This is a genomic window from Micromonospora sp. AB353 (assembly GCF_049538395.1).
GTDB classification, from domain to species: Bacteria; Actinomycetota; Actinomycetes; order Mycobacteriales; family Micromonosporaceae; genus Micromonospora; species Micromonospora aurantiaca.
Genome location: NZ_JBMVFV010000055.1, coordinates 1 through 22,325 on the forward strand (window position 1 = coordinate 1; position 22,325 = coordinate 22,325).

22 protein-coding genes are annotated in these 22,325 nt (G+C 74.6%); 12 read left to right on the forward strand and 10 right to left on the reverse strand.

Features of this window, described 5'->3' with window-relative positions; all coding sequences use genetic code 11:
- Together nhaA and ACPCK6_RS20850 are read right to left on the reverse strand one after the other, a co-directional pair.
- On the reverse strand, positions 1 to 1,272 hold a 1,272-nt coding region (gene nhaA, locus ACPCK6_RS20845), incomplete at its 3' end, for a Na+/H+ antiporter NhaA (RefSeq protein WP_423481952.1).
- Positions 1,273 to 1,433: 161 nt separating this feature from the next.
- Entirely contained in the window at positions 1,434 to 3,281 is a 1,848-nt protein-coding gene (locus tag ACPCK6_RS20850) for a polysaccharide biosynthesis protein (protein WP_423481953.1), read from the reverse strand.
- A 185-nt stretch (positions 3,282 to 3,466) separates the two neighbouring features.
- Between ACPCK6_RS20850 and ACPCK6_RS20855 the strand changes: the two genes are divergently transcribed.
- On the forward strand, positions 3,467 to 4,915 hold the full coding sequence (locus ACPCK6_RS20855) for a tyrosine-protein kinase domain-containing protein (protein WP_423481954.1): 1,449 nt from the start codon (positions 3,467 to 3,469) through the stop codon (positions 4,913 to 4,915).
- Here ACPCK6_RS20855 and ACPCK6_RS20860 read toward each other — a convergent pair.
- Positions 4,896 to 5,477 (reverse strand): arsenate reductase/protein-tyrosine-phosphatase family protein, encoded by a 582-nt coding sequence (locus ACPCK6_RS20860; RefSeq protein ID WP_396883647.1) that lies wholly within the window; start codon positions 5,475 to 5,477, stop codon positions 4,896 to 4,898. The two genes, ACPCK6_RS20855 and ACPCK6_RS20860, sit on opposite strands and share 20 nt — an antisense overlap.
- 123 nt (positions 5,478 to 5,600) lie before the next feature.
- Between ACPCK6_RS20860 and ACPCK6_RS20865 the strand changes: the two genes are divergently transcribed.
- The 8 genes from ACPCK6_RS20865 to ACPCK6_RS20900 all read left to right on the forward strand — a co-directional run bounded on the left by ACPCK6_RS20865 (position 5,601) and on the right by ACPCK6_RS20900 (position 14,597).
- Entirely contained in the window at positions 5,601 to 6,842 is a 1,242-nt protein-coding gene (locus ACPCK6_RS20865; RefSeq protein WP_396883648.1) for a glycosyltransferase family 4 protein, read from the forward strand.
- Between the two features lie 103 nt (positions 6,843 to 6,945).
- The gene (locus ACPCK6_RS20870) at positions 6,946 to 8,730 is read left to right on the forward strand and encodes a DUF4012 domain-containing protein (RefSeq protein ID WP_423481955.1); all 1,785 of its coding nucleotides are present in this window, start codon (positions 6,946 to 6,948) and stop codon (positions 8,728 to 8,730) included.
- Between the two features lie 13 nt (positions 8,731 to 8,743).
- Positions 8,744 to 9,364 carry a hypothetical protein gene (locus ACPCK6_RS20875; RefSeq protein WP_396883650.1) on the forward strand — a complete coding sequence of 207 codons (621 nt, stop codon included), beginning with the start codon at positions 8,744 to 8,746 and terminating at the stop codon, positions 9,362 to 9,364.
- A 98-nt stretch (positions 9,365 to 9,462) separates the two neighbouring features.
- A complete protein-coding gene (locus tag ACPCK6_RS20880) occupies positions 9,463 to 9,879 on the forward strand; it encodes a protein-tyrosine phosphatase family protein (RefSeq protein WP_396883651.1) in 417 nt (138 codons plus the stop codon).
- Between the two features lie 101 nt (positions 9,880 to 9,980).
- Positions 9,981 to 11,279, forward strand: a complete 1,299-nt coding sequence (locus ACPCK6_RS20885) for a D-alanyl-D-alanine carboxypeptidase family protein (RefSeq protein ID WP_423481956.1) — start codon at positions 9,981 to 9,983, stop codon at positions 11,277 to 11,279.
- A 54-nt stretch (positions 11,280 to 11,333) separates the two neighbouring features.
- Positions 11,334 to 12,497, forward strand: coding sequence for an MGDG synthase family glycosyltransferase (locus tag ACPCK6_RS20890; RefSeq protein WP_396883653.1), 1,164 nt, complete (start codon positions 11,334 to 11,336; stop codon positions 12,495 to 12,497).
- A complete protein-coding gene (locus ACPCK6_RS20895; RefSeq protein ID WP_396883654.1) occupies positions 12,494 to 13,216 on the forward strand; it encodes a polysaccharide deacetylase family protein in 723 nt (240 codons plus the stop codon). Before ACPCK6_RS20890 ends, ACPCK6_RS20895 begins: the two co-directional genes overlap by 4 nt.
- A gap of 100 nt (positions 13,217 to 13,316) precedes the next feature.
- Positions 13,317 to 14,597: a D-alanyl-D-alanine carboxypeptidase family protein gene (locus tag ACPCK6_RS20900; RefSeq protein WP_423481957.1), complete on the forward strand. Its 1,281-nt coding sequence runs from the start codon at positions 13,317 to 13,319 to the stop codon at positions 14,595 to 14,597.
- 15 nt (positions 14,598 to 14,612) lie between these two features.
- Here the strand turns inward: ACPCK6_RS20900 and ACPCK6_RS20905 are convergent, their stop codons facing one another.
- The gene (locus tag ACPCK6_RS20905) at positions 14,613 to 15,638 is read right to left on the reverse strand and encodes a LacI family DNA-binding transcriptional regulator (protein WP_194799328.1); all 1,026 of its coding nucleotides are present in this window, start codon (positions 15,636 to 15,638) and stop codon (positions 14,613 to 14,615) included.
- 199 nt (positions 15,639 to 15,837) lie between these two features.
- Here ACPCK6_RS20905 and ACPCK6_RS20910 point away from each other — a divergent pair, with 199 nt between their 5' ends.
- Genes ACPCK6_RS20910 through ACPCK6_RS20920 form a run of 3 tightly spaced genes read left to right on the forward strand, consistent with a single transcriptional unit; the run spans position 15,838 to position 18,227 of the window.
- On the forward strand, positions 15,838 to 16,803 hold the full coding sequence (locus tag ACPCK6_RS20910) for an acetylxylan esterase (RefSeq protein WP_423481958.1): 966 nt from the start codon (positions 15,838 to 15,840) through the stop codon (positions 16,801 to 16,803).
- 60 nt (positions 16,804 to 16,863) lie between these two features.
- The gene (locus tag ACPCK6_RS20915; protein ID WP_423481975.1) at positions 16,864 to 17,676 is read left to right on the forward strand and encodes a M15 family metallopeptidase; all 813 of its coding nucleotides are present in this window, start codon (positions 16,864 to 16,866) and stop codon (positions 17,674 to 17,676) included.
- 44 nt (positions 17,677 to 17,720) lie between these two features.
- A complete protein-coding gene (locus ACPCK6_RS20920) occupies positions 17,721 to 18,227 on the forward strand; it encodes a DinB family protein (protein WP_423481959.1) in 507 nt (168 codons plus the stop codon).
- Positions 18,228 to 18,253: 26 nt separating this feature from the next.
- Here ACPCK6_RS20920 and ACPCK6_RS20925 read toward each other — a convergent pair whose 3' ends face one another.
- From ACPCK6_RS20925 to ACPCK6_RS20950, 6 genes are all read right to left on the reverse strand, one after another.
- A complete protein-coding gene (locus ACPCK6_RS20925; protein WP_423481960.1) occupies positions 18,254 to 19,027 on the reverse strand; it encodes an alpha/beta hydrolase in 774 nt (257 codons plus the stop codon).
- Positions 19,028 to 19,175: 148 nt separating this feature from the next.
- A complete protein-coding gene (locus tag ACPCK6_RS20930; protein WP_423481961.1) occupies positions 19,176 to 20,312 on the reverse strand; it encodes a hypothetical protein in 1,137 nt (378 codons plus the stop codon).
- Complete coding sequence (locus ACPCK6_RS20935; RefSeq protein ID WP_423481962.1) at positions 20,276 to 20,779, reverse strand: helix-turn-helix domain-containing protein; 504 nt, start codon at positions 20,777 to 20,779, stop codon at positions 20,276 to 20,278. Before ACPCK6_RS20935 ends, ACPCK6_RS20930 begins: the two co-directional genes overlap by 37 nt.
- Positions 20,766 to 20,933, reverse strand: a complete 168-nt coding sequence (locus tag ACPCK6_RS20940; RefSeq protein ID WP_423481963.1) for a hypothetical protein — start codon at positions 20,931 to 20,933, stop codon at positions 20,766 to 20,768. Before ACPCK6_RS20940 ends, ACPCK6_RS20935 begins: the two co-directional genes overlap by 14 nt.
- A 156-nt stretch (positions 20,934 to 21,089) precedes the next feature.
- Positions 21,090 to 21,644 (reverse strand): NsdA family TPR-like regulatory protein, encoded by a 555-nt coding sequence (locus ACPCK6_RS20945; RefSeq protein WP_514132359.1) that lies wholly within the window; start codon positions 21,642 to 21,644, stop codon positions 21,090 to 21,092.
- Positions 21,641 to 22,204 carry a helix-turn-helix domain-containing protein gene (locus tag ACPCK6_RS20950; protein WP_423481965.1) on the reverse strand — a complete coding sequence of 188 codons (564 nt, stop codon included), beginning with the start codon at positions 22,202 to 22,204 and terminating at the stop codon, positions 21,641 to 21,643. The genes ACPCK6_RS20945 and ACPCK6_RS20950 overlap by 4 nt, the downstream gene beginning before the upstream one ends.
- Positions 22,205 to 22,325: the final 121 nt, after the last annotated feature.

Genomic DNA, 22,325 nt, shown 5'->3' on the forward strand with positions numbered 1-22,325 from the left:
GACGCCGTCACCGTCGGCGTCCCGGCTCTCCCGCTCGCTGATCCGCCGGTAGACCCGGTTGCGGCGGATCAGCACCACCGAGGCCAGCAGGGCGGAGATCAACGAGCCGAGCAGCACGGCCACCTTGACGCCGTCCTCCTCCGGGCTGCCGGCACCGAACGCCAGCTCGCCGATGAGCAGCGACACGGTGAAGCCGATGCCGGCCAGCAACGCCAGCCCGAGCAGGTCGGCCCAGGTGATCTCCTCGTCCAGTTCGGCCCGGGTGAACCGGGCGAGCAGGTACGTCGACCCGAACACGCCGATCACCTTGCCGAGCACCAGCCCGGCGGCCACGGCGATCACCACCGGGTTGGTCAGCACGCCGCCCACGTCCACGCCGACCAGCGTCACCCCGGCGGCGAAGAAGGCGAAGACCGGCACGGCCAGGCCGGCGGAGACCGGCCGCCAGCGGTGCTCCAGCCGCTCGGCCAGGCCGGGCGCGCCGTCGCGGCCGCGCAGCACCGGCACGGTGAAGCCGAGCAGCACGCCCGCCACGGTGGCGTGCACGCCGGAGGCGTGCACGAGCGTCCAGGCGGCCATCGCCAGCGGGATCAGCGCCCACCACCAGGTCCGCCGGCGCTGCACGAGCAGCCCGAACGCGGCGATCGGCAGCAGTGCGCCGAGCAGCGGCAGCGGGTGGAACGCGTCGGTGTAGAAGACTGCGATGATGGTGATCGCGAAGAGGTCGTCGACCACCGCGAGGGTGAGCAGGAAGGCACGCAGCCCTTGCGGCAGGTGGGAGCTGATGACGGCGAGCACGGCGAGCGCGAAGGCGATGTCGGTGGCGGTCGGGATGGCCCATCCGCGCAGGCCGTCGCCGCCGGCGCTGAGCGTCACCGCCAGGTAGATCAACGCCGGCGCGATCATGCCGCCGAGCGCGGCCACCACCGGCAGCGCGGCCCGCCGGGGGTCGCGCAGGTCACCGGCGACGAACTCGCGCTTGAGTTCCAGGCCGACCACGAAGAAGAAGATCGCCAGCAGCCCGTCGGCGGCCCAGGTGCGCAGGTCGAGGTCGAGGTGCAGTCCGGCGCCGCCGGGCCACGGCACCCAGTGGCTCAGTTCGGCGTACGCGGCGCGCCACGGCGAGTTGGCCCAGACCAGGGCGAGCACCGCGCCGAGCAGCAGCAGGCCGCCGCCGACGGTCTCGGTGCGCAGCACGTCGGCCAGGAAGCGGGCCTCCGGCCAGGAGCGGCGGGACAGCAGGCGGGAGCGGTGCGGGGTGTGCTGGGGCATGCGGCGTCCGTTCGGAAGCTGGGGTCGGCGGAACCATCGCCGACCAGGCTTCCCGGCACACCGGGATCAACCCTAACGGGCGCCGCCACCCGCGGCGAGCCGAGCCGGCCGATGGGACGCCCGTCTCACCACTCGGGCGGAGCGTCCCCTCGGCCGGCGGATCAGCGCTGCCCGGGCAGCGCCGGCAGGGAGGCCCCGACCGGGTCGCAGAACACGGCCATCCGCTTGATCAGCTCGTCCGGGTCGGCGTACGGGTCGAGCCCGCGCACCTCGTCCGGGTCCAGCTCGGGCACCGGGACGTGGGAGATCAGCGGGTGCAGCGGCCGGGTGTCCACCTCGTCGGCGCCGAACAGGTGCTCGTGCAGCTTCTCGCCGGGGCGCAGACCGGTGAAGACGATCTCCACCGGACGGTCCGCCTCGGCGGCCAGCCGGCGGGCCACGTCGGCGATCCGGACCGGCTCACCCATGTCGAGCACCAGCGCCTCACCGCCGCGGCCGATCGTGGCGGCCTGGAGCACCAGGTGCACCGCCTCCTGGACGGTCATGAAGTAGCGGGTCACGTCGGGGTGGGTGACAGTCACCGGCACCCCGGCCCGGATCTGCGCCTGGAACGCGGTGAGCACCGAACCGCGGCTGCTGAGCACGTTGCCGAACCGGACGCTGAGGTATCTGCCGTTCAGGCGCTGCGCGTGGTACGCGGTGAGCCGCTCGGTGATCCGCTTGGAGTAGCCGAGGACGCTGACCGGGTTCGCCGCCTTGTCGGTGGAGATGTTCACGAACTCGGCGACGTCCCGGCACGCCTCCAGCACGTTCAACGTACCCAGGATGTTGGTCTTGATCGCCTCACCGGGATGGCGCTGCAGCAGCGTGAGGTGCTTGAGCGCGGCGGCGTGGAACACCACGTCGGGCTGCCGGTCGGCGATCACCCGGGCGATCCCCTCGGCGTCGCGGATGTCGGCCAGGATCAGCTCCGGCCCGTCCAGCAGCGCGCGCCCGTGCAGGGACATCTGCAGCGCGTGCAGCGCGGACTCGTCCCGGTCGAGCATCATCAGCTCGTCCGGCTCGCAGCGGGCGATCTGCCGGCACAGTTCCGAGCCGATCGAGCCGCCGGCCCCGGTGACGAGCACCCGGCGCCCGGCCAGCCCGCCGCGCTCCACGCTCAGCTCGGCCACCCGGTGCGCGCGGCCCAGCAGGTCGGTGAGCTGAAGATCGCGGACGTCGGTGGCGGCCACCGGCCGGTCGAGGACCTCGCGGACCGGCGGCAGGACCTTGAACGCCGCCCCGGCCTCCAGCGTGCGGGTGCGGACGTCGCGCAGCAGCTGCGGGTCGGAGCCGCTCATCGAGAAGATGACGGTGCTCGCCCGGGTGGCCCGGACGGCGACGCCGATCTGCTCCCGGCCGCCGAGTACGCGCAGCCCTTCCAGCCGCAGGCCGCGGCTCTCGGGCGCGTCGTCGAGCAGGCCCACCGGCCGGTAGCTGCTGTCCGCGTCGTGCAGCAGCACCCGGACGAGGCGTTCGCTCGCCGTGTCCACCCCGTAGACCAGGCAGCGCTCGGCGTGTCCCGCGTTCGGCGGCCGGCGGTCGGCGTAGCCCCGCCAGAGTCCGCGGGCTGTCGCCATCACCACGAGTGCCACCGCACCGCCGACCAGCGGCGTGCTGGCCGGGACCGGGTGCTCCGTCCACGGCAGCAGGACGACGAAGCCGACCGCCGCGACGAGCGCGACGGTGGCGGCCAGGCCCCGCGCGTCGCCGGCGCTGCCGATCGGATACCGGCCGTAGAGCCGCGACCGCAGCAGCGTGAGCGCGGCGTACAGCGCGGCGCAGGCCAGCGCCAGGCCGAGCGTACGGGCGCTGGCGGCGGCGGTGAGGTCGAATTCGTACCGCGTCCAGGCGGCGCCGAGAAAACCTCCGCACCACGCGGCCGTGTCCAGCGTTAACAGGGAAAGGGTGGCGGCGCGGTGGGTGATCCGGCCGGGGGGTCGAACGGCTGTGATCGCATCACGATCCATGGGCTGCCCTCTACGTCCTATCCGTATTGAAAGGATTAGACCGTCTGTGCCTGTTCGGTCGTTTACTGTCGTCCAGTCACGTAACGTCGTGAATAGGCGATTCGATCCTGGCACGGCGACTGCGGTTTTTAGGGGGCTTTCGTGCAGTTTCATCGGCAGACCGGCGTGTCGCGAGGGGGAGCGTGATGGACGTTCTCGGCTACCTGCGCCTGGTCCGACGCCACTGGTGGATCGTGCTGGTGACGGTGATGCTCGGTCTGGGCGCCGCCGCGCTGGTGACGGTCCGGACCCCGCCTCGGTACGAGGCCTCGGTGACCTTCTTCGTCACCACGCCCAGCCAGGGGGTCACCGACGCCTACCAGGGCGGCCTCTTCCTCCAGCAGCGGGTGAAGTCCTACGGTGACCTGCTCACCAGCGACCGGCTGGCGCAGAGCGTGGTGGCCGACGCGCCGCTCGGCCTCACCGCCGACCAGGTGCGCAGCCGGATCCAGACCACCGCCACGACCGGCACGGTCCTGCTCAAGGCGACGATCACCGACACCGACCAGACCCGGGCGCTGAAGACCACCGAGACGCTCGCGACGAAGTTCACCGAGCTGGTCCGCAAGGTCGAGACGCCGCCGGACGGCAAGGCCCCACCCATCAAGATCGAGGTGGTCAGCGGTCCCCGGGTCACCTCCAACCCGGTCTCGCCCCAGCCCACCCGCAACCTGGTCCTGGGCGGCGTGCTCGGCCTGCTGCTCGGCGCCGGCCTGGCAGTGCTGCGCGGGGTGGCCGACGTCCGGATGCGCGACGGCGCCGGGCTGCAACGGGTGACCGGCAGCCCGCTGCTGGGCGAGATCCCGTACGAGACCGGTGCGCGGTCCGCGCCGCTGATCGTCGGCGACGCGGCCACCTCCGCCCGGGCCGAGGCGGTCCGCAAGCTGCGCACCAACCTGCGCTTCGTGGACGTGCACGAGCCGGCCCGGGTCATCGCGGTGACCAGCGCGCTGCAGGGCGAGGGCAAGACCACGATGGCCTGCAACACCGCCATCGCGCTGGCCGAGGCGGGCTGGCGGGTACTGCTGATCGACGCCGACCTGCGCCGCCCCAAGGTCGCCGACTACCTCGGGCTCGACGGCGGTGTCGGCCTCACCGACGTGCTCGTCGGCGACGTCCAGGTCGGTGACGTGGTGCAGCGCTGGGGCGAGAAGTCCCTGCTGGTGCTGCCCAGCGGCGCCACCCCGCCCAACCCGAGCGAGCTGCTCGGCTCCAAGTCCATGGCGGACCTGCTGGTCGCGCTGCGGGACTCGGCGGACATCGTGGTCATCGACACCGCCCCGCTGCTGGCGGTCACCGACGGTGTGGTGGTGGCCGTGCAGGCCGACGGCGCGCTGCTGGTGACCCAGCAGGGGCGTACCTCCCGCAGCCAGGTCGCCGCGGCGGCGCACGCGCTCAGCTCGGTCTCGGTGCGCCTGCTCGGCTGCGTGCTCAACATGGCCAAGGTGGCGAAGGCGGACGCCTACCAGTACGAGGCGTACAAGGTGGTCGTGCCGCCTGCGGCACCCTCCGTACCGGCCGACCGGGCCGGCACCCGGCGGGGCGCGAAAGCCGTGGGCGACCGGACGCAGGAACTCACCCGGCTGTCGCGATGAGTGCGAGCACGGGCCGGATCGACCGCTCGATCTCCTCGGCGCACCGCCGGAAGTCCGCGGGCGAACCGCCGATCGGGTCGCGCAGGTCCTCCGCACCGGGGGCGGCGGGTTGCAGCCGCCCCCGGGCGCGGACCGCGGCCGACACCGCCGCCCGCAACGGCGTGCCCGCGTCCGCCTCCGCCTCGGCGGGGCGGGCCTCGGCGGCCAGCCGGGCGAACTGCCGCAGCGTGAAGGTCCGGGTCAGCGCGGCCGGCGCCAGCGAGGTGCAGGCCGAGCGTTGCCGGCGGGTCGCGGTCAGCACCAGCGCCGCACCGGTCAGGTGCTCGGCGCGCAGCCGGCGGGTGCGGAAGGCCGTCGGGTCCGCGCCGGTGGCCGTGGTCACCTCGACCGCGTACGGGTGCATGGCCGCCCCGTCGATCGCGTCGGTTCCCGCGCTGGCCACCGCCAGCGGCAGGCCGGCCAGCATCCGGCGGGCGATGAACTCCGCCATCGGTGACCGGCACATGTTCGCGTGGCAGACGAAGAGCACCTCGTCGACCATCTGCACCCCTCTCGTCGGCACGGTCGCGACGGAGGGTGCCGCGACGGCGTTCTTCCGGCGGTCGCGGCCGGACGCAGAGGGGATGCGGGAATGGTACGCGGTGCGGCGTCCGGCCGTCCGGAAAGCCGCGCCGGGAGCGCGGTCATGAGGGTCGGCATCCTCACCTACCACTTCCCGCCGGAGCCGGCGTTCGTCCCGGGCAGCCTGGCCGAGGAACTGGTGGCCCGCGGCCACGAGGTACGGGTGCTCACCGGATTCCCGGACTATCCGGGCGGCCACGTCTATCCCGGCTGGCGGCAGCGCTGGCGGCACCAGACGCACAGCGAGCGGCTGACCGTGCGCCGGGTGCCCCGGTACGCCGCGGGCGACGGCTCCGCCCGTGCCCGTACCGCGAGCTGGCTGTCCTTCGCCGGCAGCGCCGCGCTCGCCGGACGTGGGCTGCTGCGCGGCGTCGACGCGCTCTACGTCTACGGGCACCCGGCGGTCACGTTCGCCGCCACCGGGCTGCTGCGGCTGCTCGGCCGTACCCCGACGGTCCTGCACGTGCAGGACGTGTGGACGGAGCGGGACGGTCGCGCGGCGCCGGACGGCGGCTGGTCGGCGCGGCTGGAGGCCGCCTCCCGCCGCCTCCACCGGGAGGCGGCGGTGGTGGCCGTCGGTTCACCGTCCATGGCGGAGCTGGTCCGCGCCGCCGGGGCCGACCCGGGCCGCGTGCGCGCGGCGCCGAACTGGACCGACGAGCGCATCTTCCGCCCCACCCAGGCCGGTCCGGCGGTACGGCGGCTGGTCCGCCGGGACGACCGCTGCGTGGTGATGCACGCCGGGACGATCGGCGCGCGCCAGGATCTGGAGACGGCGGTCCGGGCGGCCGCCGCGCTCGGCGACCGGATGGATCTGGTGCTCGTCGGCTCCGGTCCGCGGGAGCGGCGGGTGCGGGGGCTCGCCGCCGACCTCGGCGCGGACAACGTCAGGTTCCTGGAGCGACGGTCCGCGGTGGACATGCCGCAGCTGTACGCCGCCGCCGACTACCAGCTCGTGGCCCAGCGCGACCTGCCGGAGCTGCGGGGCCGGGTGCCCGGCAAGCTCCAGGCCGCGCTCTCCTGCGCCGCGCCGGTGGTCGCCTCCGCGGCGGGGGAGACGGCGGAACTGGTGGAGCGGGCCCGCGCCGGCCTGTCCTGCCCGCCGGAGGACTGGGCGGCGCTGGCCGACCGCTTCTGGCTGGCCGCCGCGATCCCGCCGGCCGCCCGGCTCGACATGGGCCGGCGGGGCCGCGACGCGTACCTGCGGGACATGTCGATGCGAGCCGGGGTGGATCGGATCGAGGCGCTGCTGCACGAGGCGGCCGCGCGGTCCTCGAACCGAACAAACCTCGCACACAGCCGATGAATCACCAGAGTGTCGAATAACGCCTCGAAATGGCACTTCCACGTGCTAAAAAGCACTCGATCGCGAATTGTGTCCGATTCGACCGACACGTAGGGGGAAATCCGTGACCGGACCTGGTGCCACGCCCGGCGGGCGGCGCCGTTCGCGACGGCGCCGGCGCGCCCGGGTCCGCCGGATCCTGCTGACCGGGCTGGTCGTCGTGTCGGTGCTGCTCAGCGCCGGCGGCTGGGTCGCGTTCCGGGGCTGGCAGGCCCGCGCCCACCTGGTGAACGCCGCCGGGCTGGCCCGGGAGCTCAGCGCCCAGGTGCTCGACGGCGACGTGACCCGCGCCCAGCGCACGCTCGCCGCGTTGCAGGAGCAGGCCGCCGCCGCGCGCGGCGAGACCGGCGACCCGGTGTGGTGGGTGGGCCAGCAGACGCCGTACGCGGGGGACAACCTGGCCGCGGTCCGGCAGATCTCGGTGGCGGTGGACGACCTGGCCCGGCTCGCGTTCCCCACGCTGCTGCGCGTCGACCTCGCCTCGCTGGTGCCGAAGCAGGGCAAGCTGGATCTGGCCCGCCTGCGTGCCGTCTCGGCCGAGGTGTCCGCCGCCGACCAGGCCGTGCGCCGCACCGCCGACCGGCTGCGGCAGGTGCCCACCGGCGACCTCGTGACGCAGGTACGCGACGCGGTCGTCGCGCTGCGCACCGAGCTGGACCAGCTCGGCGAGCTGACCTCGGCCGCCGACCGGGGCGCCCGGCTGCTGCCGCCGCTGCTCGGCGCGGACGGGCCGCGCACCTACCTGCTGGTCTCGCAGAACCCGGCCGAGCTGCGCGCCACCGGCGGCATGTTCGGCGCGTACGCCGTGCTGCGCGCCGAGGGCGGCCGGATCCGCCTGGTGAAGCAGGGCAGCTCGTCCGGCATGGGTCCGTTCGACCCGCCGCTGAAGGTCGACGAGGAGGCGAGGCGGCTCTGGGGCGAGCTGCCGGGCCTCTATCCGGCGGACGTGAACCTCACCCCGGACTTCCCGGCCGCCGCCGCGCTCTACCGGGAGATGGTGCGCCGCCGGACCGGCACCACAGTGGACGGGGTGCTGGCGGTGGACCCGGTGGTCCTGTCGTACCTGCTCGGCGTGGTGGGTCCGGTGAGCGTGCCGGACGGGCCGTCGCTGGCCGCCGCCACCGCGGTACGGACGCTGCTCAGTGACTCGTACCGGGATCTGAACACGAAGGACCAGGACGAGTTCTTCAGCAGATCCGCGTCGGGCGTCTTCGACACGCTGTTCACCAAGACGGTAGACCCGAGGGCGCTTTTGACCGTTTTTACCCGTTCAATCAATGAACGTCGGATATTGTTCTGGAGTGTCCGATCTGAGGAGCAACGCGCACTGGCCGGCAGCCGGCTGGCCGGTCAGCTCCCGGAGAAGGACACCGTGCCGACCGTCGGCGTGTTCCTCAACGACGGCAGCGGCGCGAAGCTCGGCTACTACCTCAGGTTCTCGGCCACCGTGACGGTCGGCGAATGCCACCCGGACGGGCGCCGCGAGCTGCGGCTGCGGGTCACGGTGCACTCCACCGCCCCCACGTCGGGCCTGAGCAAGTCGGTCACCGGACTGGCCCTGGCCGGCGACAAGTACACCGCACGCACCTTCGTCTCCGTGCACACGCCCACCGGCGGCGCCGTGCTCACCGGCCGGCTGGACGGACGGGACACCGCGATGGGCAGTGGCACCCACGGCCGCCGCCAGGTCGCGGTGGCGAACGTGGAGACCCGACCGGGGCAGACCCGGACGCTCGACGTCACGGTGCTCACCGGCCAGACCGGCGCCGGGACTGCCGAACTGGTGCACACGCCCACCGTCACCCCATGGACCACCCAAGTAGTCAACGCAGCAAGCTGTGAACAGTAGGAGGGAAACCATCATGCGGCTATCCCGCATCATCATGGCGCTCACGGTGGGCCTGGCCGTAGCGGCCGTGCCGACCGCGGCCGGGGCGGCACAGCCGCAGCCCCCGGTCTACCCGCCCGAGGTCGCGTCGCTGACCGTCTCACCGACCACCATCCGGCTCGGCGAGACGTTCACCCTGCGGGGTTCGAACTTCGCGCCGAACGAGTCGGTGCGCATCGACGTGGCGATCACGGGCCTGCCCGCGGCCGCCCCGGCCGAGGGGACCGCGCGGCGCAGCGACGGCAGCACGGTGGCGATGGCGCCCGTCGCCTACACGCCGAACCGTGCCCAGCCGCAGCCCGCACCGACCACGTTCACCGTGACGGCCGACGCCAGCGGCAAGTTCACCGTCACCTACCGGCCGACCCGGCCGGGCCGGTACACGTTCACCGCCACCGGTCTGACGTCCGGGCGGATCGCGAGCGCGACCGGCACCGTTCTGCCGCCGCGGCCGACCCGCCCGCCGCACCACGGCGGGCTGCCGGTCACCGGTGACAGCATCGGCACACCGCTGAAGCTCGGTGGGGGCCTCGCCGCCGCCGGTGCGGTGCTGCTGCTGGCCTCGATGGCCTGGCGTCGCCGTCGCCTCGGCTGATCCGGGTGCGCCGGGGACGACCCGGCTCGATCGTGAGTGCCCGCCGGACGGAGTCCGGCGGGCACTCACGTGTCCGGGCGCCGGGACACAATGGGCCGATGGACGCGACACCGTGGACCGACCGGGCCGGCCTGCTCACGCTCCCCGGGGGCGCCACCGTACGCGGCCGCCGGGTCGCCGGGCCCGCGTCGCCGGCCGACTTCGCCCTGCTGCTGGCACCCGGTCCCGAGCCGGAGTGGCAGTCCCGGCGGGTCCGCTGGCCCGACTTCTGGATCCCGGCCGACCGCGCCGACGCCCTCGACGCGCTGCGGGAGGCGTGGCGGCGCGCGTACGCGGGGGAGCGGGTCGAGGTGGCCTGCCACGGCGGCATCGGCCGCACCGGCACCGCGCTGGCCGCCCTCGCCGTGCTGGACGGGCTGCCGCCCGCGCGGGCGGTGGCCTGGGTGCGGTCCGGCTACCACAGGCGCGCGGTGGAGACGCCGTGGCAGCGGTGGTGGCTGCGCGGCGTGCGCTGACGCCCCGGCCGGTCACCGACCGGGACCGTATGATCGGCACGGCGTGACGACACCGGTGAGCCGTCCGGACCTGATCATCCGGCTCGGTAGGGTGCCATCTCATGAGAGCCCGGGTCCTGGCCGCCGCCACCGCCGTCACCCTGCTCACCACCGGCGTTCCGGCCCCGGCCACCGCCGAACCGGCCGGCACACCCGCGGCTGGGCTGGCCGTGGCACCCGCCGCGCCGGCCGCGGCACCCGTGCCCTGCCCGCGCCTGCCCGCGCCGAAGGTCAGCCGGCCGCCCCGCCCGACGCCGCCGGCCACGACACCCGAACAGGCGGCGGTGGGCGGCGAGGCGCTGGCCGGCACCGGGCTGGTCACGCCACCCGGCAGTCCCGCACCCCCGGCGGTCACCGCCACCACCTGGCTCGTGGCGGACCTGGACACCGGCGCGGTCCTCGGCGCCTGCGGCGCACACGTCCCCGGCACCCCGGCCAGCACCCAGAAGCTGCTGCTGGCCGCCACCATGCTGAGCCGGCTGGACCCCAAGCAGGTCGCCGTCGCCACTCGCGCCGACCTGGACATCGAACCGGGTAGCTCGGCCGTCGGCCTGCTCGTCGGCGGCCGCTACAGCGTGGAGACGCTGTGGCTGGGCCTGCTGCTCCAGTCCGGCAACGACGCCGCCAACATGCTGGCCCGCCTCGGCGCCGGCAGCTCCCAGGCCGGCGTCGCCGAGATGAACGCGCAGGCCAGCCGGCTCGGCGCCGGCCAGACGCACGCGGTCACCCCGTCCGGCCTGGACGGCCCCGGCCAGTTCACCAGCGCGTACGACCTGGCGCTCATCGCGCGGGCCTGCTTCGCCGACGCCGCGTTCCGCCGGTACGCGCTCACCGAGCGCACGCAGATCCCGGCCCAGCCCGCGCTGAAGAAGGGCGGGTTCCAGATCCAGAACGAGAACCAGCTCATCTACCGCTATCCCGGCGCGCTCGGCGGCAAGACCGGCTTCACCGAGCTGGCCCGGCACAGCTACGTCGGCGCCGCGCAGCGTGGCGGACGCCGTCTCGTGGTGACGCTGCTCGGCGCTGAGGCCCGCCCGGTACGCGGCTGGCAGCAGGGCGCCCAACTGCTCGACTGGGGCTTCCGGCAGCCCCGGGACGCCTCGGTCGGCCGGCTGGTCGAGCCGGGCGAACGGGACGCCGAGGCGGCGGAGCCCCGGCCGGCGGCGGCCGCGGAGCCGAGCCGTACCGCATCCCCGCCCTGGCGGGGGCCGGCCGGTACCGCGCTGCGCCGCGTCGGCGACGGGGACTGGCGGATGATCGTGCCGCTCGCCGGTCTGCTGGCCCTGACCGTCGGCGGGGTGGCGGCGGTGCTCGCCGCCCGGAGGGGCCGGTCCCGCCGTCGCGGACGCCGCCGCGCCTGAACCCGGCGTCCCGGCGGTTCGCGTGGACACCGATTCCGTGGGTATGCGCCCGGCATGGAGCACCCGGGCCGGATCGTGGTGGTCTCGGCGGACATCGGCGCCGGACACGACCGGGCCGCCGACGAACTGGCGCACCGGTTGCGTGCGCGGGGCTTCGCGGTGGACCGGCTGAACCTCCTGCACCTGCTGCCCCGCCCGCTGCATCGGGCGGTACGCGAGACGTACCGGGGGGTGCTGCACCGGCTCCCGTGGGGCTACCACGCGCTGTTCCGGCTGACCGGCAGCTCGCGGACCGCCGTATGCGCGATCCGCGCGCTGATGCGGCCGTTCCGCCGCCGACTGCGCCGCCGCATCCCGCCCGACACGCGGGCCGTGGTCACCACCTATCCGTTCGCCAACCAGCTCCTCGGTCCGCTGCGGCGGCGCGGACGGCTCCGTGTCCCGGTGATCACCTATGTGACCGATTTCGTGGTGCACCCGACCTGGCTCGCGCCGGGCGTGGACGTGTACTGCGCCGTCCGCCACGCCGAGACGCACGATGCCCGCGCCGCCGACGTCACCGCCGTGCAGCCGCTGGTGTCCCGTGCCTTCGCCCGGCCCGGCCCGGAGGACCGGCGGCGGGCCCGGCAGCGGTTCGGCCTCCCGGCCGACGGGGTGCTCGCGCTGGTCGTCGCGGGCTCCTGGGGCGCCGGCGAGGTGGCGGCCACGGTGGCCGAGGTCGCCGCCGCGGGCGTCCGGCCGGTGGTGGTGTGCGGGCACAACGCGGCGCTGCGTCACCGGCTGCGCGGTGCCGGCCGGCACGTGCTGGGCTGGGTCGACGACATGCCGGCGCTGATGCGCGCGGTCGACGTGATGGTGGAGAACGCCGGCGGGCTGACCTGCCAGGAGGCGCTGGCGGCCGGGCTGCCGGTGGTCACGTACCGGCCCATCGCCGGGCACGGGCGCGCGAACGCCGCGATCCTGGCCCGGGCCGGCCTGAGCCGGTGGGCGGCCACCCCGCAGCAGCTCGGGCCGGTCCTCGCGGCCGTGATCGGGACCGGACCGGTGAGCCCGTCCCACGACGACGTGTCCCGCGACCCGGCCGGCCTGGTCGCCGAGGCGGCACGCCGGGCACCGCCGGCCGGACCGGCCGGTACGCGCCGCCCGCTGCTGGACCCGGTCGGCGACGCCGTCGCCGTGCTCGCCGCGCTGTTGCAGTCCACCGGCGGCCTGCGGTGAGAGCAGCCACCCTGGCACGGGCCGCCGCGCTCGCGCTGCCGGCGCTGCACGCGGCACCGGCGGTGACGGCGCTACCCGCGCTGCGGCGACGGCTGCTGCCCGGGCTGCACGGGCTGGGGACGCCCGGCCGGGTCGCGCTGACCTTCGACGACGGCCCGGACCCGGAGTCCACCGGCCACGTCCTGGACGTCCTGGCGGCGCACCGGGTCCGCGCCACGTTCTTCGTCCTCGGCGCGATGCTGCGGCGCCACCCCGCGCTGGGCCGCCGGATCGCCGGCGACGGCCACGAGATCGCCGTGCACGGCTGGACGCACGACAACCTGCTGCGGCACGGCCCCGCCCGCACCGTCAGCGACCTGACCCGCACGTACGACCTGGTCACCGACGTGACCGGCAGTCCGCCCCGGTTCCTGCGACCGCCGTACGGCGTGCTCACCACCGCCGCGCTGGTGGCCGCCCGGCGGCTGCGCCTGCGGCCGGTGCTGTGGAGCTGCTGGGGCCGGGACTGGACCGCCACCGCCACCGCGGACACCGTCACGCGTACCGTCCTGGCCGGACTGGACACGGGCGGCACGATCCTGCTGCACGACTCCTCCCGTACCGCCGCGCCGGGCGCCTGGCGGGCCGGTCTCGCCGCGCTCCCGCGTGTGCTGGCCGAGTGCCGCCGCCGCGGATGGCACGTCGGCCCGCTCGCCGGGCACGGGCTCCACGCGCGCTGAGCCGCGAGCGGGACGCGGAGCCTACCGTCTGACCCCGGCGCGGGGGCCCGAATCCCGGAGCCGGTGACCCGTTCGGGTCGGCGTGGCTAGCGTCCGGGTCATGAGGACCTGGGGATCGTTCGTGGCGCTGGCCGCCGTCCTGCTGCTGCCGGCCTCCGTGACACCGGCGGCGGCCGCCGTCCGTGCTCCGGTACGCCGGCTGCCGGCCGCGCCGCCCTGCCCGAACGTGCCGGCCCCGGCGACCCGGCCGCCGCAGCCGCCGCCCGCGCCCGACCCGGCCGCGCGGGCCGTCGGCGGCGCCGCGCTCGACACCGCCGGCCTCGTCGTCCCGCCCGCGTCGACCGCGCCGCCGGCGGTGACCGCGACCTCCTGGGTGGTCGCCGACCTGGACAGCGGCGCGGTGCTCGGCGGCTGCGGCCCGCACGAGTACGGCGTGCCCGCGAGCGTGCAGAAGCTGCTGCTCGCCGCCACCATGCTGCCCCGGCTGGATCCGCACCGGGAGGTCACGGTGACCGCGGGGGACCTGGCCGTGGAACCGGGCAGCTCGGCGGTCGGGCTGGTCGAGGGCGGGCACTACCGGATCGAGACGATCTGGCTCGGCCTGCTGCTGCGTTCCGGCAACGAGGCGGCCAACGCGCTCGCCCGCCTCGGCGGCGGCCCGGACGGGCTGGCCGGCGGGGTGCGGGCGATGAACGAGGAGGCGCACCGGCTCGGGGCCCGGCAGACGCACGCGGTCACCCCGTCCGGGCTGGACGGACCGGGGCAGTTCACCAGCGCGTACGACCTGGCGCTGATCGCGCGGGCGTGCTTCGCCGACCCGGCGTTCCGCGAGTACGCCGCCACCCGGGTCGCGCAGATCCCGGCCCAGCCGGCGCAGCGGGCGAAGGGGTTCGCCATCTCCAACGACAACATGCTGCTGGACCACTATCCGGGCGCGCTCGGCGGCAAGACCGGCTTCACCGACCTGGCCCGGCACACCTATGTGGGCGCGGCCGAGCGCGGCGGCCGGCGCCTCGTGGTCACGCTGCTCGGCGCCGAGGTGACCACCCAGCGGGGCTGGCAGCAGGGCGCGGCGCTGCTCGACTGGGGGTTCGCGCAGCCCCGCGACGCGCGGGTCGGCCGGCTCGTCGAGCCGGGGGAGCTGGACCGCTCGGCGCCACCGGCGGGCGGGGCGGCCTCGGCGCTGGCCGGGCACGCCGATCTGCGCGGCGGCGGGGCGGCACCCGGGCCGCGGCCCGGCGCGGGGGTGACGGTGGCGGTGGGCGCGGTGCTGACGGCCGGGGGAGCGCTGCTGCTGGCCCGGCGGCGCCGCCACGCCACCGTGGTAGCCATGTCGACCGGGTCGGCGCTGCGGGAGCCGGAAATTCCGGAACAGGAGTGAAAGCAGGGGCCCGGATCAGCGGGAGGCGGGTCCTGCGGTGCTGTCCCGCACCACCAGTTCGGTGGCCAGCTCGACCCGGGGCGAGTCGATCTCCTCGCCCTGGGCCAGCCGCAGCACGGTACGCGCGGCGAGCCGGCCCATCTCGACCAGCGGCTGGCGCACAGTGGTCAGCGGCGGGGAGGCCCAGCGCGCCTCGGGCAGGTCGTCGAAGCCGACCACACTCACGTCGTCGCAGACCCGCAGCCCGCGGCGGCGTACCGCCTCGTACACGCCGAAGGCCATCTGGTCGCTGGCGGCGAAGATCGCCGTCGGCGGGTCGTCCAGGTCGAGCAGCGCGCCACCGGCGGTGAACCCGGAGGCGTGGTAGAAGTCGCCGGGCTGCACCAGCCGGTCGTCGGCGGCCACACCGGCGGCGGCCAGCGCGGCCCGGTAGCCGTCCAGCCGGGCCCGGCTGCACAGCAGGTGCGGCGGGCCGGCCACGAACCCGATCCGGCGGTGGCCGAGCTTGAGCAGGTGCTCGGTGGCGGCCAAGCCGCCGGTCCAGTTGGTGGCGCCGATCGCCGGCACGTCCGTGGCGGCCACGCCGGCGGCCGGGTCGACCACCACCACCGGCACGTTGAGGCGCCGCAGCTGGGCCTGCACGGCCGGGCTCAGGTGCGAGGTCACCACGATCACGCCGTCGGACGCGCGGGCACGCAGGTTGTGCAGCCACTGCCGGGTGGAGCTGGACTCGCGGTGGATCGCCGAGACGACGGTGCCCACCCCGGCGGCGTGGCTGACGTCCTCCACGCCGCGGATGATCTCCACGGCCCACGGGCTGTCCAGGTCGTTGAAGACCAGGTCGACCAGGTCCGCCCGGCGCACCGTGCGGCTGCCGCGGCGCCGGTAACCGTGGTGACGCAGCAGCTCCTCGACGCGCTCCCGGGTGTCCGGTGCGACGTCGGAACGTCCGTTCAGCACGCGCGACACGGTCGGGACCGAGACGCCGGCCTCCCGTGCGATCGCGGTGATGGTCACCCTGCGCTCGTCGTCCGCGCTCACCCGTGTTCCCTTCGCCGGCTGCCGGAACCGACCGGTAGACCGTCCCGCCCCACGCACATCTTGCCGTACGCCGAGGGCTTGACGACAGGCCGGACCGGCCCTAGCGTTCGCACGAGTTGCGGAAACGTTCCGGAAATGCGCCAGTCATCTTCCGACGGCTCGCCGTCCACCCCCGACGAACGACGAGGAAAACCGAGGCGTGTTCACCGACCTGACCGAGGCCGATCTCCGCACCTACCGCAGCGACCTGCACGAGCCTCCGGACTTCGACGCCTTCTGGGCTGACACTCTCGCACAGGCGCGCTCCTGCGGCGACCCGGTGTCCGCGACCCCGCTGCCCACGCCCCTGACCGCTGTCGACGTCTTCGACGTCACGTTCCCCGGCTTCGCCGGCCAGCCGATCCGCGCCTGGCTGCGGGTGCCGCGCGGCGCGACGGAGCCGCTGCCCACGATCGTGCAGTACGTCGGGTACGGCGGCGGCCGCGGCCACGCCCTGGAGAACCTGCTCTGGTCCGCGGCCGGCTTCGCCCACCTCCAGATGGACACGCGCGGTCAGGGCTCGGGGTGGAGCCGGGGCGACACACCGGACGTCGCCGCCGCCGGGCCGCAGGCGCCGGGCATGGCCACCCGGGGCATCGAGGATCCGAACAAGTACTACTACCGCCGCTTCCTCACCGACGCGGTCCGCGCCGTGGACGCCGCGTGCGAGCTGCCCGCTGTCGACCCGGACCGGATCGCCGTACTCGGTCACAGCCAGGGCGGCGCCGCCGCGCTCGCCGCCGCCGCGCTGGCCCCGCGGGTCCGCGCGGCGGTCGCGCACGTGCCGTTCCTCTGCGACATCCCGCGCGCGATCACGATCACCGACGCCACGCCGTACCGGGAGATCCGCGACTACCTCGCCGTGCACCGCGACCGCGAGGAGCAGGCGCTGCGCACGCTCGGCTACGTCGACGGCGTCGCGTTCGCCCGCCGCGCCACAGTGCCGGCCCGGTTCTCCGTCGCGCTGATGGACGAGATCACGCCGCCGTCCACCGTCTACGCCGCCTACCACGACTACCGGGGCGACAAGGACCTGACGGTGTGGCGGTTCAACGGCCACGAGGCGGGCGCGATCGACGACGACGCCGCCGCCGTCGACTTCCTGCGTACCGTGCTGGGCGGCTGACCACCGGTTCCGCCGATGCCGGCCCGCCCGGGCTGGTAGACACGGCGGATGGGCACCGGCATGCGCGCGACGGCGGTCCTGGCCGTCGCGGCCGCGCTGATCGCCACCGCCTGCCAGCGGCCCGCGCCGTCGCCGTCGCCGTCCGCGCCGCCGTCACCCACCCCGACCGGCCCGCGGGCCCCGGCGGACATCGTGGACCTCACCACCGTCGACCCCATCGTCCGCACCGACATCCGGTACGCGGGCCCGCACAACTTCGTGGGCCGGCCGATCGACGGGTACGCCGAACCGCGCTGCCTGCTCACCCGCCCGGCGGCGCAGGCGCTGCACCGGGTGCAGACCGCCGCGCTCGCCGGTGGGCACCGCCTCAAGGTGTACGACTGCTACCGCCCGCAGCGCGCCGCCGACGACTTCGTCGCCTGGGCGAAACTGCCCGGTGAGCAGCGGATGAAGGGCGAGTTCTATCCCGGCGTACCCAAGGACCGGCTGTTCGCCGACGGCTACATCGGCGCACCGACGGCGCACAGCCGGGGCAGTACCGTCGACCTGACGCTGGTCCCGGTCTCCGGGCCCCCGCAGCCCGCGTACACGCCCGGCCAGCCGCTCGTGCCCTGCACCGACCCCGCCGGGCGCCGCTTCGCCGACGACTCGATCGACATGGGCACCGGGTTCGACTGCTTCGACCCGCGCGCCCACACCGCCGACGCGCGGATCAGCGACACCGCCCGGAACAACAGGGACCTGCTGCGCCGGCTCATGTCCGCGCAGGGCTTCGAGAACTATCCGCTGGAGTGGTGGCACTACCGGTACGTCGACGAGCCGTACCCGGACACCTGGTTCGACTTCCCGGTGGCCGGTTCGTCACTGCGGTGACGCGGTCGTTCCACCAAGATCGATCGCGGCTAGGCTCGACGCTCATGGAGACCGAACGGATCGGCCCGCCGCTGCTCAGCGGCGAGCGGGAGTCGCTGCGCGCCTTCCTCGACTTCCACCGGGCCACGCTGGCCCTCAAGTGCGAGGGGCTGACCGACGAGCAGTTGCGCCGGGCGGCGTCACCGCCGTCCACGCTGTCCCTGCTCGGCCTGGTCCGGCACATGGCCGAGGTGGAGCGCACCTGGTTCCGTCGGGTCATCGCCGCGGAGGACGTGCCGCTGGTGTGGTCGGACAGCGGCGACTTCCAGCAGGCGTACGACGCCCGCGACGCCGACGCGGCGGAGGCGTTCGAGGCGTGGCAGCGGGAGATCGAGCACGCCCGGCGCATCGAACGGGAGGCCGAGTCGCTCGACGTGACAGGGCACCAGGCACGCTGGGGCGAGGACGTCTCGCTGCGCCTGGTCATGCTGCACATGCTGCACGAGTACGCCCGCCACAACGGGCACGCCGACCTGATCCGCGAGGCGATCGACGGCACCGTCGGCGTCTGAGCCCGCTCGGCGCCCGCGCACACCGGTCAGCGCGTGCGCAGCGGCAGCCAGGCCAGCACGTCCTGAATGCGCGCGTCCCAGTACGCCCAGTCGTGGTCACCCGGGCCGACGTCGACGGTGACCGGTACGTCGCGCTTCCGGGCCACGTCGAGGAACCGCCGGCTGTCCTCGTACAGGAAGTCCTCGGTGCCGCAGGCGACGTAGAGTGCGGGCCGGTCGTCGCCGGAGCGCTCCAGCAGCCCCACCGTGTCGTCGTCGGCGGGTACCGGGCCGTCACCCCAGACGGTGCGCCACACCGCCGGGTCGACCGGATGGGTCGCATGGTGGCGGCGGCGCGTCACGTCCAGCGCGCCGGACAGGCTCGCCGCCGCCGCGAACCGGCCCGGGTGGCGCAGCGCCCACTTCACCGCCCCGTAGCCGCCCATCGACAGGCCCGCGACGAACGTGTCCTCCCGCCGGTCGGACAGCCGGAAGAACGACCGGCACACCTCGGGCAGTTCCTCGCTGAGGAACGTCCAGTACCGGTTGCCGTGCGCCTCGTCGCAGTAGAAGCTCCGCTGCACCTGCGGCATCACCACGGCCAGCCTCAGCGGCGCCACGTACCGCTCGATCGCGGTACGCCGGGTCCACACCGTGTCGTCGTCGGTCAGGCCGTGCAACAGGTAGAGCACCGGCGGTTCACCGTCGGCGGCCGCGCCCGGCACGCCGATCCCGGCCGCGCCCCGGTCGGGCAGCAGCACCGTCATCGAGGTGCCCATGCCGAGCGTCTCGGAGAAGAAGTCACACCGCATCCGTGCCATGAGCCGGCAGCGTACCGGTGGCCCCGATGGGGGGCGGATTGACCGTTCCTATTGCCGCGGGCCCTCCGTGCGGGACAGGATGGGCATGCGTGCCGGAAACGTGTTCGTAACCTGCGCGCTGCTGGTCTCTGTCACGAGGAAGTGAGAGTCAGTCATGAGCGACGTCTCGGCGGCACTGGGTGTGCGCCTCTACCCGGACCTGGTCGAGCCCGGCGGTCTGGCTCCCGCGCTGGCGCAGGCCGCGACCGCCCACCAGCTCGACGTCGGCCGGGTGAGCGCTCCCGAGCAGGGCCGCAGCCGGTTCACCTGCGCCGAGCTGACCTCCGACCGGGGCGTGGTCTGCGTCAGCCTCGGCGCCCAGGCCCGCTACTTCATGATCGACCTGCGGGTCGACGGTGAGGTGCAGGCCCGGGGCGACGCCACCGACCTGCTCCCGGTCGCCCAGGTCGCCGCCGCGTGGCGGTCCGGCACCACGCTCGCCGAGCTGACCGCGCGTTTCCCCTTCATGGAGCAGATGAAGCGTCACCCGGTGGCCCAGGCCGGCTAGGGCCGGGGGTCCGGTCCGGGTCAGCGGGTGGGGCCGATCGCCGTCGCCAGGTGCGCCACGCCGGCCGGCGCGCGCCACCTCGGCGATCACGGTACGCGCCGCGGGCCGCATCCGGACCTCGGCCGGCGCGATCCGGTCGGCCTCGGTGAGGGCGCGGCCCGCCCGGAGCAGGTCACCGATCTGGAGGTACGCCCGCGCGGCGTCGACCAGGTGCGCGGCGCGGTGCTCGACGGGCAACCGCCGCCAGCCGTCCGCCCTGACCACCGTCTCGTGCCGGGTGACCGCCGCGCCGCCGTCGCCGATTTCGACCGCTGCCGCCACGTGTGCCACCTGCACGGTCACCGGCCCGAACCCGCTGAGGTGGGGGTCGTGTCGGTCGTCGGACCGCTCGGCGATCCCGGCGGCCAGGTCGAGCCACTCCGCAGCGCTCCGCGCGTCGCCGCAGGACGCCGCCGCGAGCGCGGCCTCGACCCACAGCGTCCCGGACAGCGCCGGTTCGACGGGCGACCCGTCGCACGCCGCCGTGGCGCCGATCCGGTTTGCGGCGGCGATGGTCACCGTCGTCGCCAGCCGCCCCCGTCCGGCGGCGCGCAGCGCCTGCGCCAGCGGCACCGCCGCTACCGCCGTCCACCTCGGATGACCGGCGGCCACCGTCACCGCCCGGTCGGCCGCCGGCCACGCCAGGTCCGGCTCGCCGAGCTTCACCAGCACCGACGCCGTGATCCGGTACGCCCGCACCAGCAGCCCACCGCACCGTCCCCGCCGCCGCCGGTGTGCGCGGACCGGGCCGCGTCGAGCAGCTCCGGGACCAGGCGCATCACCTGCGGATAGCGCGCGTGTTGGTACGCCGACCACGCATGGTCCACCCGCCGGCCCAGCTCGTCCGTGGACGCCGACCACCGGCGGTCCGGGCCGGCCGGGCACAGGTCGTAGCGGGCGAGCGCCGCGCGTACCCCGTCCACCCCCTCGTCGGCACGGGCCGGCGGCGGCTTCTCCCGGCCGAGCAGCGTCGCCGGTTCCACCCACAGCACCCGGGCGACGTCCTGGATGACGGAGAACCGGTCCAGGGCGCGTACGCCGCGTTCGACCTTGTCGACCCAGCTCTTGGACTTGCCCAATCGGTCGGCCAGCATCTGCTGGGTCATCCGACGCCGGACCCGCCACTGGGCGACGCGACGGCCGACCGGCACCTCACCGCCGGTCATGCCGCTGCCGGTCCTGCGCCGCGCGGGTGGTCTCCTCGACCGGTATCCGATCCGCCTCGGCCTGTGCGAGGAGCCGTTGCCGCGCCGCCTCCCGCTCGGCGGCCTGAATCTGCTCGCCCCGGTTCTCGGCGGTCTTGCGCTTCGACCTGTCCACGTGTCCTCCTCCGGAGGCATGCCGGTGCTTCGAAGGACCCGATCACCGCCATGCCGATCGACGGACGCGGCTCGCGACGGAATGCTGCTCGGCGAGCCGTGCCCGAAGATCAGCATTCCGTCGTCAGGCAGTGACGTTCGAGCACCGCCGCGTCCGCTATCTGCGTGCGGACAACGTGCGGACGGCGGCCTCGGCCTGGTCGACGAGCGTGGCGGTGCGGGTGACACGTCCGAGAATCTGGACCCGCTCATAGATGTCGAACGCCTCGTCGGCGTCCCCGGTGTCCGCGAGCGCAGCCGCCAGGTGCAGGAGATAAGGTCCCGTCCACGCGGCGCTGGCGGACTCCGCCGGCAGCCCGTCCAGCCCTCGCCGGAGGTGGCCGATGGCGTCCGCATCCCGGCCGAGCAGCCGGTAGACGAGTCCACGCTGCATGGTCAGGTAGGCCGGCGAGTGGAAGTAGATCCACGGCGGCTCCCGGTCGGGTGCCCGACCGGCAGCCTCGTGCAGTTCGGCGGCTCGATCGAGCAGGTCGATGGCGGCACTCGTCTCACCTGTCAAGGCATGACCCCGGGCCTGCTGCTGGGTCGCTATCGCTCGCACCCCAGGGCTTGCGGGCTGCCGGGCCGATGCTGCGGAAAGGTCGACGACCGCATCCGCACGGCGTTCCGACCATGCCAGATGCCCTCGCAGGCTGAGTACGGTGGCGATCATGTCCGGGTTGCCGGCTTCCGTGCCCCACTCCAGCGCGGTGCCGTACCAACGCCGGCGAGACGACGCTGATCGCTCGCGGCGTACAACCAACCGCCGAACTGTGCCCACTGCGCGGCGACGTCGACCACCTGTGGCCGTAGGGCACCAGTGGTCTCGGCCACCAGGGTGGTCATCATGTCCAGCTGGGCGCGGACCGTTGGCAGGAGCGACGTGGAGCCGAGGGTGTCTTCGAGCCGGCGGTGAGCGGTCAGCGAATCCGCCAGGGCATGCAGCGTCGCGGGATCGATCCGGCGCGGATGCCGGGCGACGTAGGCCAACCGCTCCGGATCTGCCGGGGCAGCCACCGGGTGCCGCATGCCGGACAGCAGGCCATCGGCCCCGAGCGCGGTGTCGAGCCGGGCGGCCAGGTCGATGGTCGGCTGACGTCGCCCCGTCTCCAGGTCGTGCAGGTGTCCCCGGCTGGACAGTACGAGTGGAGCGAGCTGCCGCAACGATACCCCCGCCGACATGCGGAGCCGGCGCAGCTCTGTACCGAATCGACCATCCCAGACAGGTGACACGGGCGGCACTCCCAACCGGTCGCGGACCGGCCCGCCAGGCGCACCGCGGGCCGCCACCTCGGACGGTACACCTCTGATCACCGATGCGTGACTGCGCGTGCCGATTGGAGAACCGGCCTGG

What these genes read in the sequence shown, in the direction of transcription:
- ACPCK6_RS20850 (WP_423481953.1), bottom strand. Translation starts at nt 3,281, where the DNA reads ATGGATCGTGATGCGATCACAGCCGTTCGACCCCCCGGCCGGATCACC.
- ACPCK6_RS20915 (WP_423481975.1), top strand. Translation starts at nt 16,864, where the DNA reads ATGCGCGCGACGGCGGTCCTGGCCGTCGCGGCCGCGCTGATCGCCACC.
- ACPCK6_RS20885 (WP_423481956.1), top strand. Translation starts at nt 9,981, where the DNA reads ATGAGAGCCCGGGTCCTGGCCGCCGCCACCGCCGTCACCCTGCTCACC.
- ACPCK6_RS20935 (WP_423481962.1), bottom strand. Translation starts at nt 20,779, where the DNA reads ATGACCGGCGGTGAGGTGCCGGTCGGCCGTCGCGTCGCCCAGTGGCGG.
- ACPCK6_RS20925 (WP_423481960.1), bottom strand. Translation starts at nt 19,027, where the DNA reads ATGGCACGGATGCGGTGTGACTTCTTCTCCGAGACGCTCGGCATGGGC.
- ACPCK6_RS20855 (WP_423481954.1), top strand. Translation starts at nt 3,467, where the DNA reads ATGGACGTTCTCGGCTACCTGCGCCTGGTCCGACGCCACTGGTGGATC.
- ACPCK6_RS20900 (WP_423481957.1), top strand. Translation starts at nt 13,317, where the DNA reads ATGAGGACCTGGGGATCGTTCGTGGCGCTGGCCGCCGTCCTGCTGCTG.
- ACPCK6_RS20890 (WP_396883653.1), top strand. Translation starts at nt 11,334, where the DNA reads ATGGAGCACCCGGGCCGGATCGTGGTGGTCTCGGCGGACATCGGCGCC.
- ACPCK6_RS20875 (WP_396883650.1), top strand. Translation starts at nt 8,744, where the DNA reads ATGCGGCTATCCCGCATCATCATGGCGCTCACGGTGGGCCTGGCCGTA.
- ACPCK6_RS20920 (WP_423481959.1), top strand. Translation starts at nt 17,721, where the DNA reads ATGGAGACCGAACGGATCGGCCCGCCGCTGCTCAGCGGCGAGCGGGAG.
- ACPCK6_RS20880 (WP_396883651.1), top strand. Translation starts at nt 9,463, where the DNA reads ATGGACGCGACACCGTGGACCGACCGGGCCGGCCTGCTCACGCTCCCC.
- ACPCK6_RS20865 (WP_396883648.1), top strand. Translation starts at nt 5,601, where the DNA reads ATGAGGGTCGGCATCCTCACCTACCACTTCCCGCCGGAGCCGGCGTTC.
- ACPCK6_RS20945 (WP_514132359.1), bottom strand. Translation starts at nt 21,644, where the DNA reads ATGATCGCCACCGTACTCAGCCTGCGAGGGCATCTGGCATGGTCGGAA.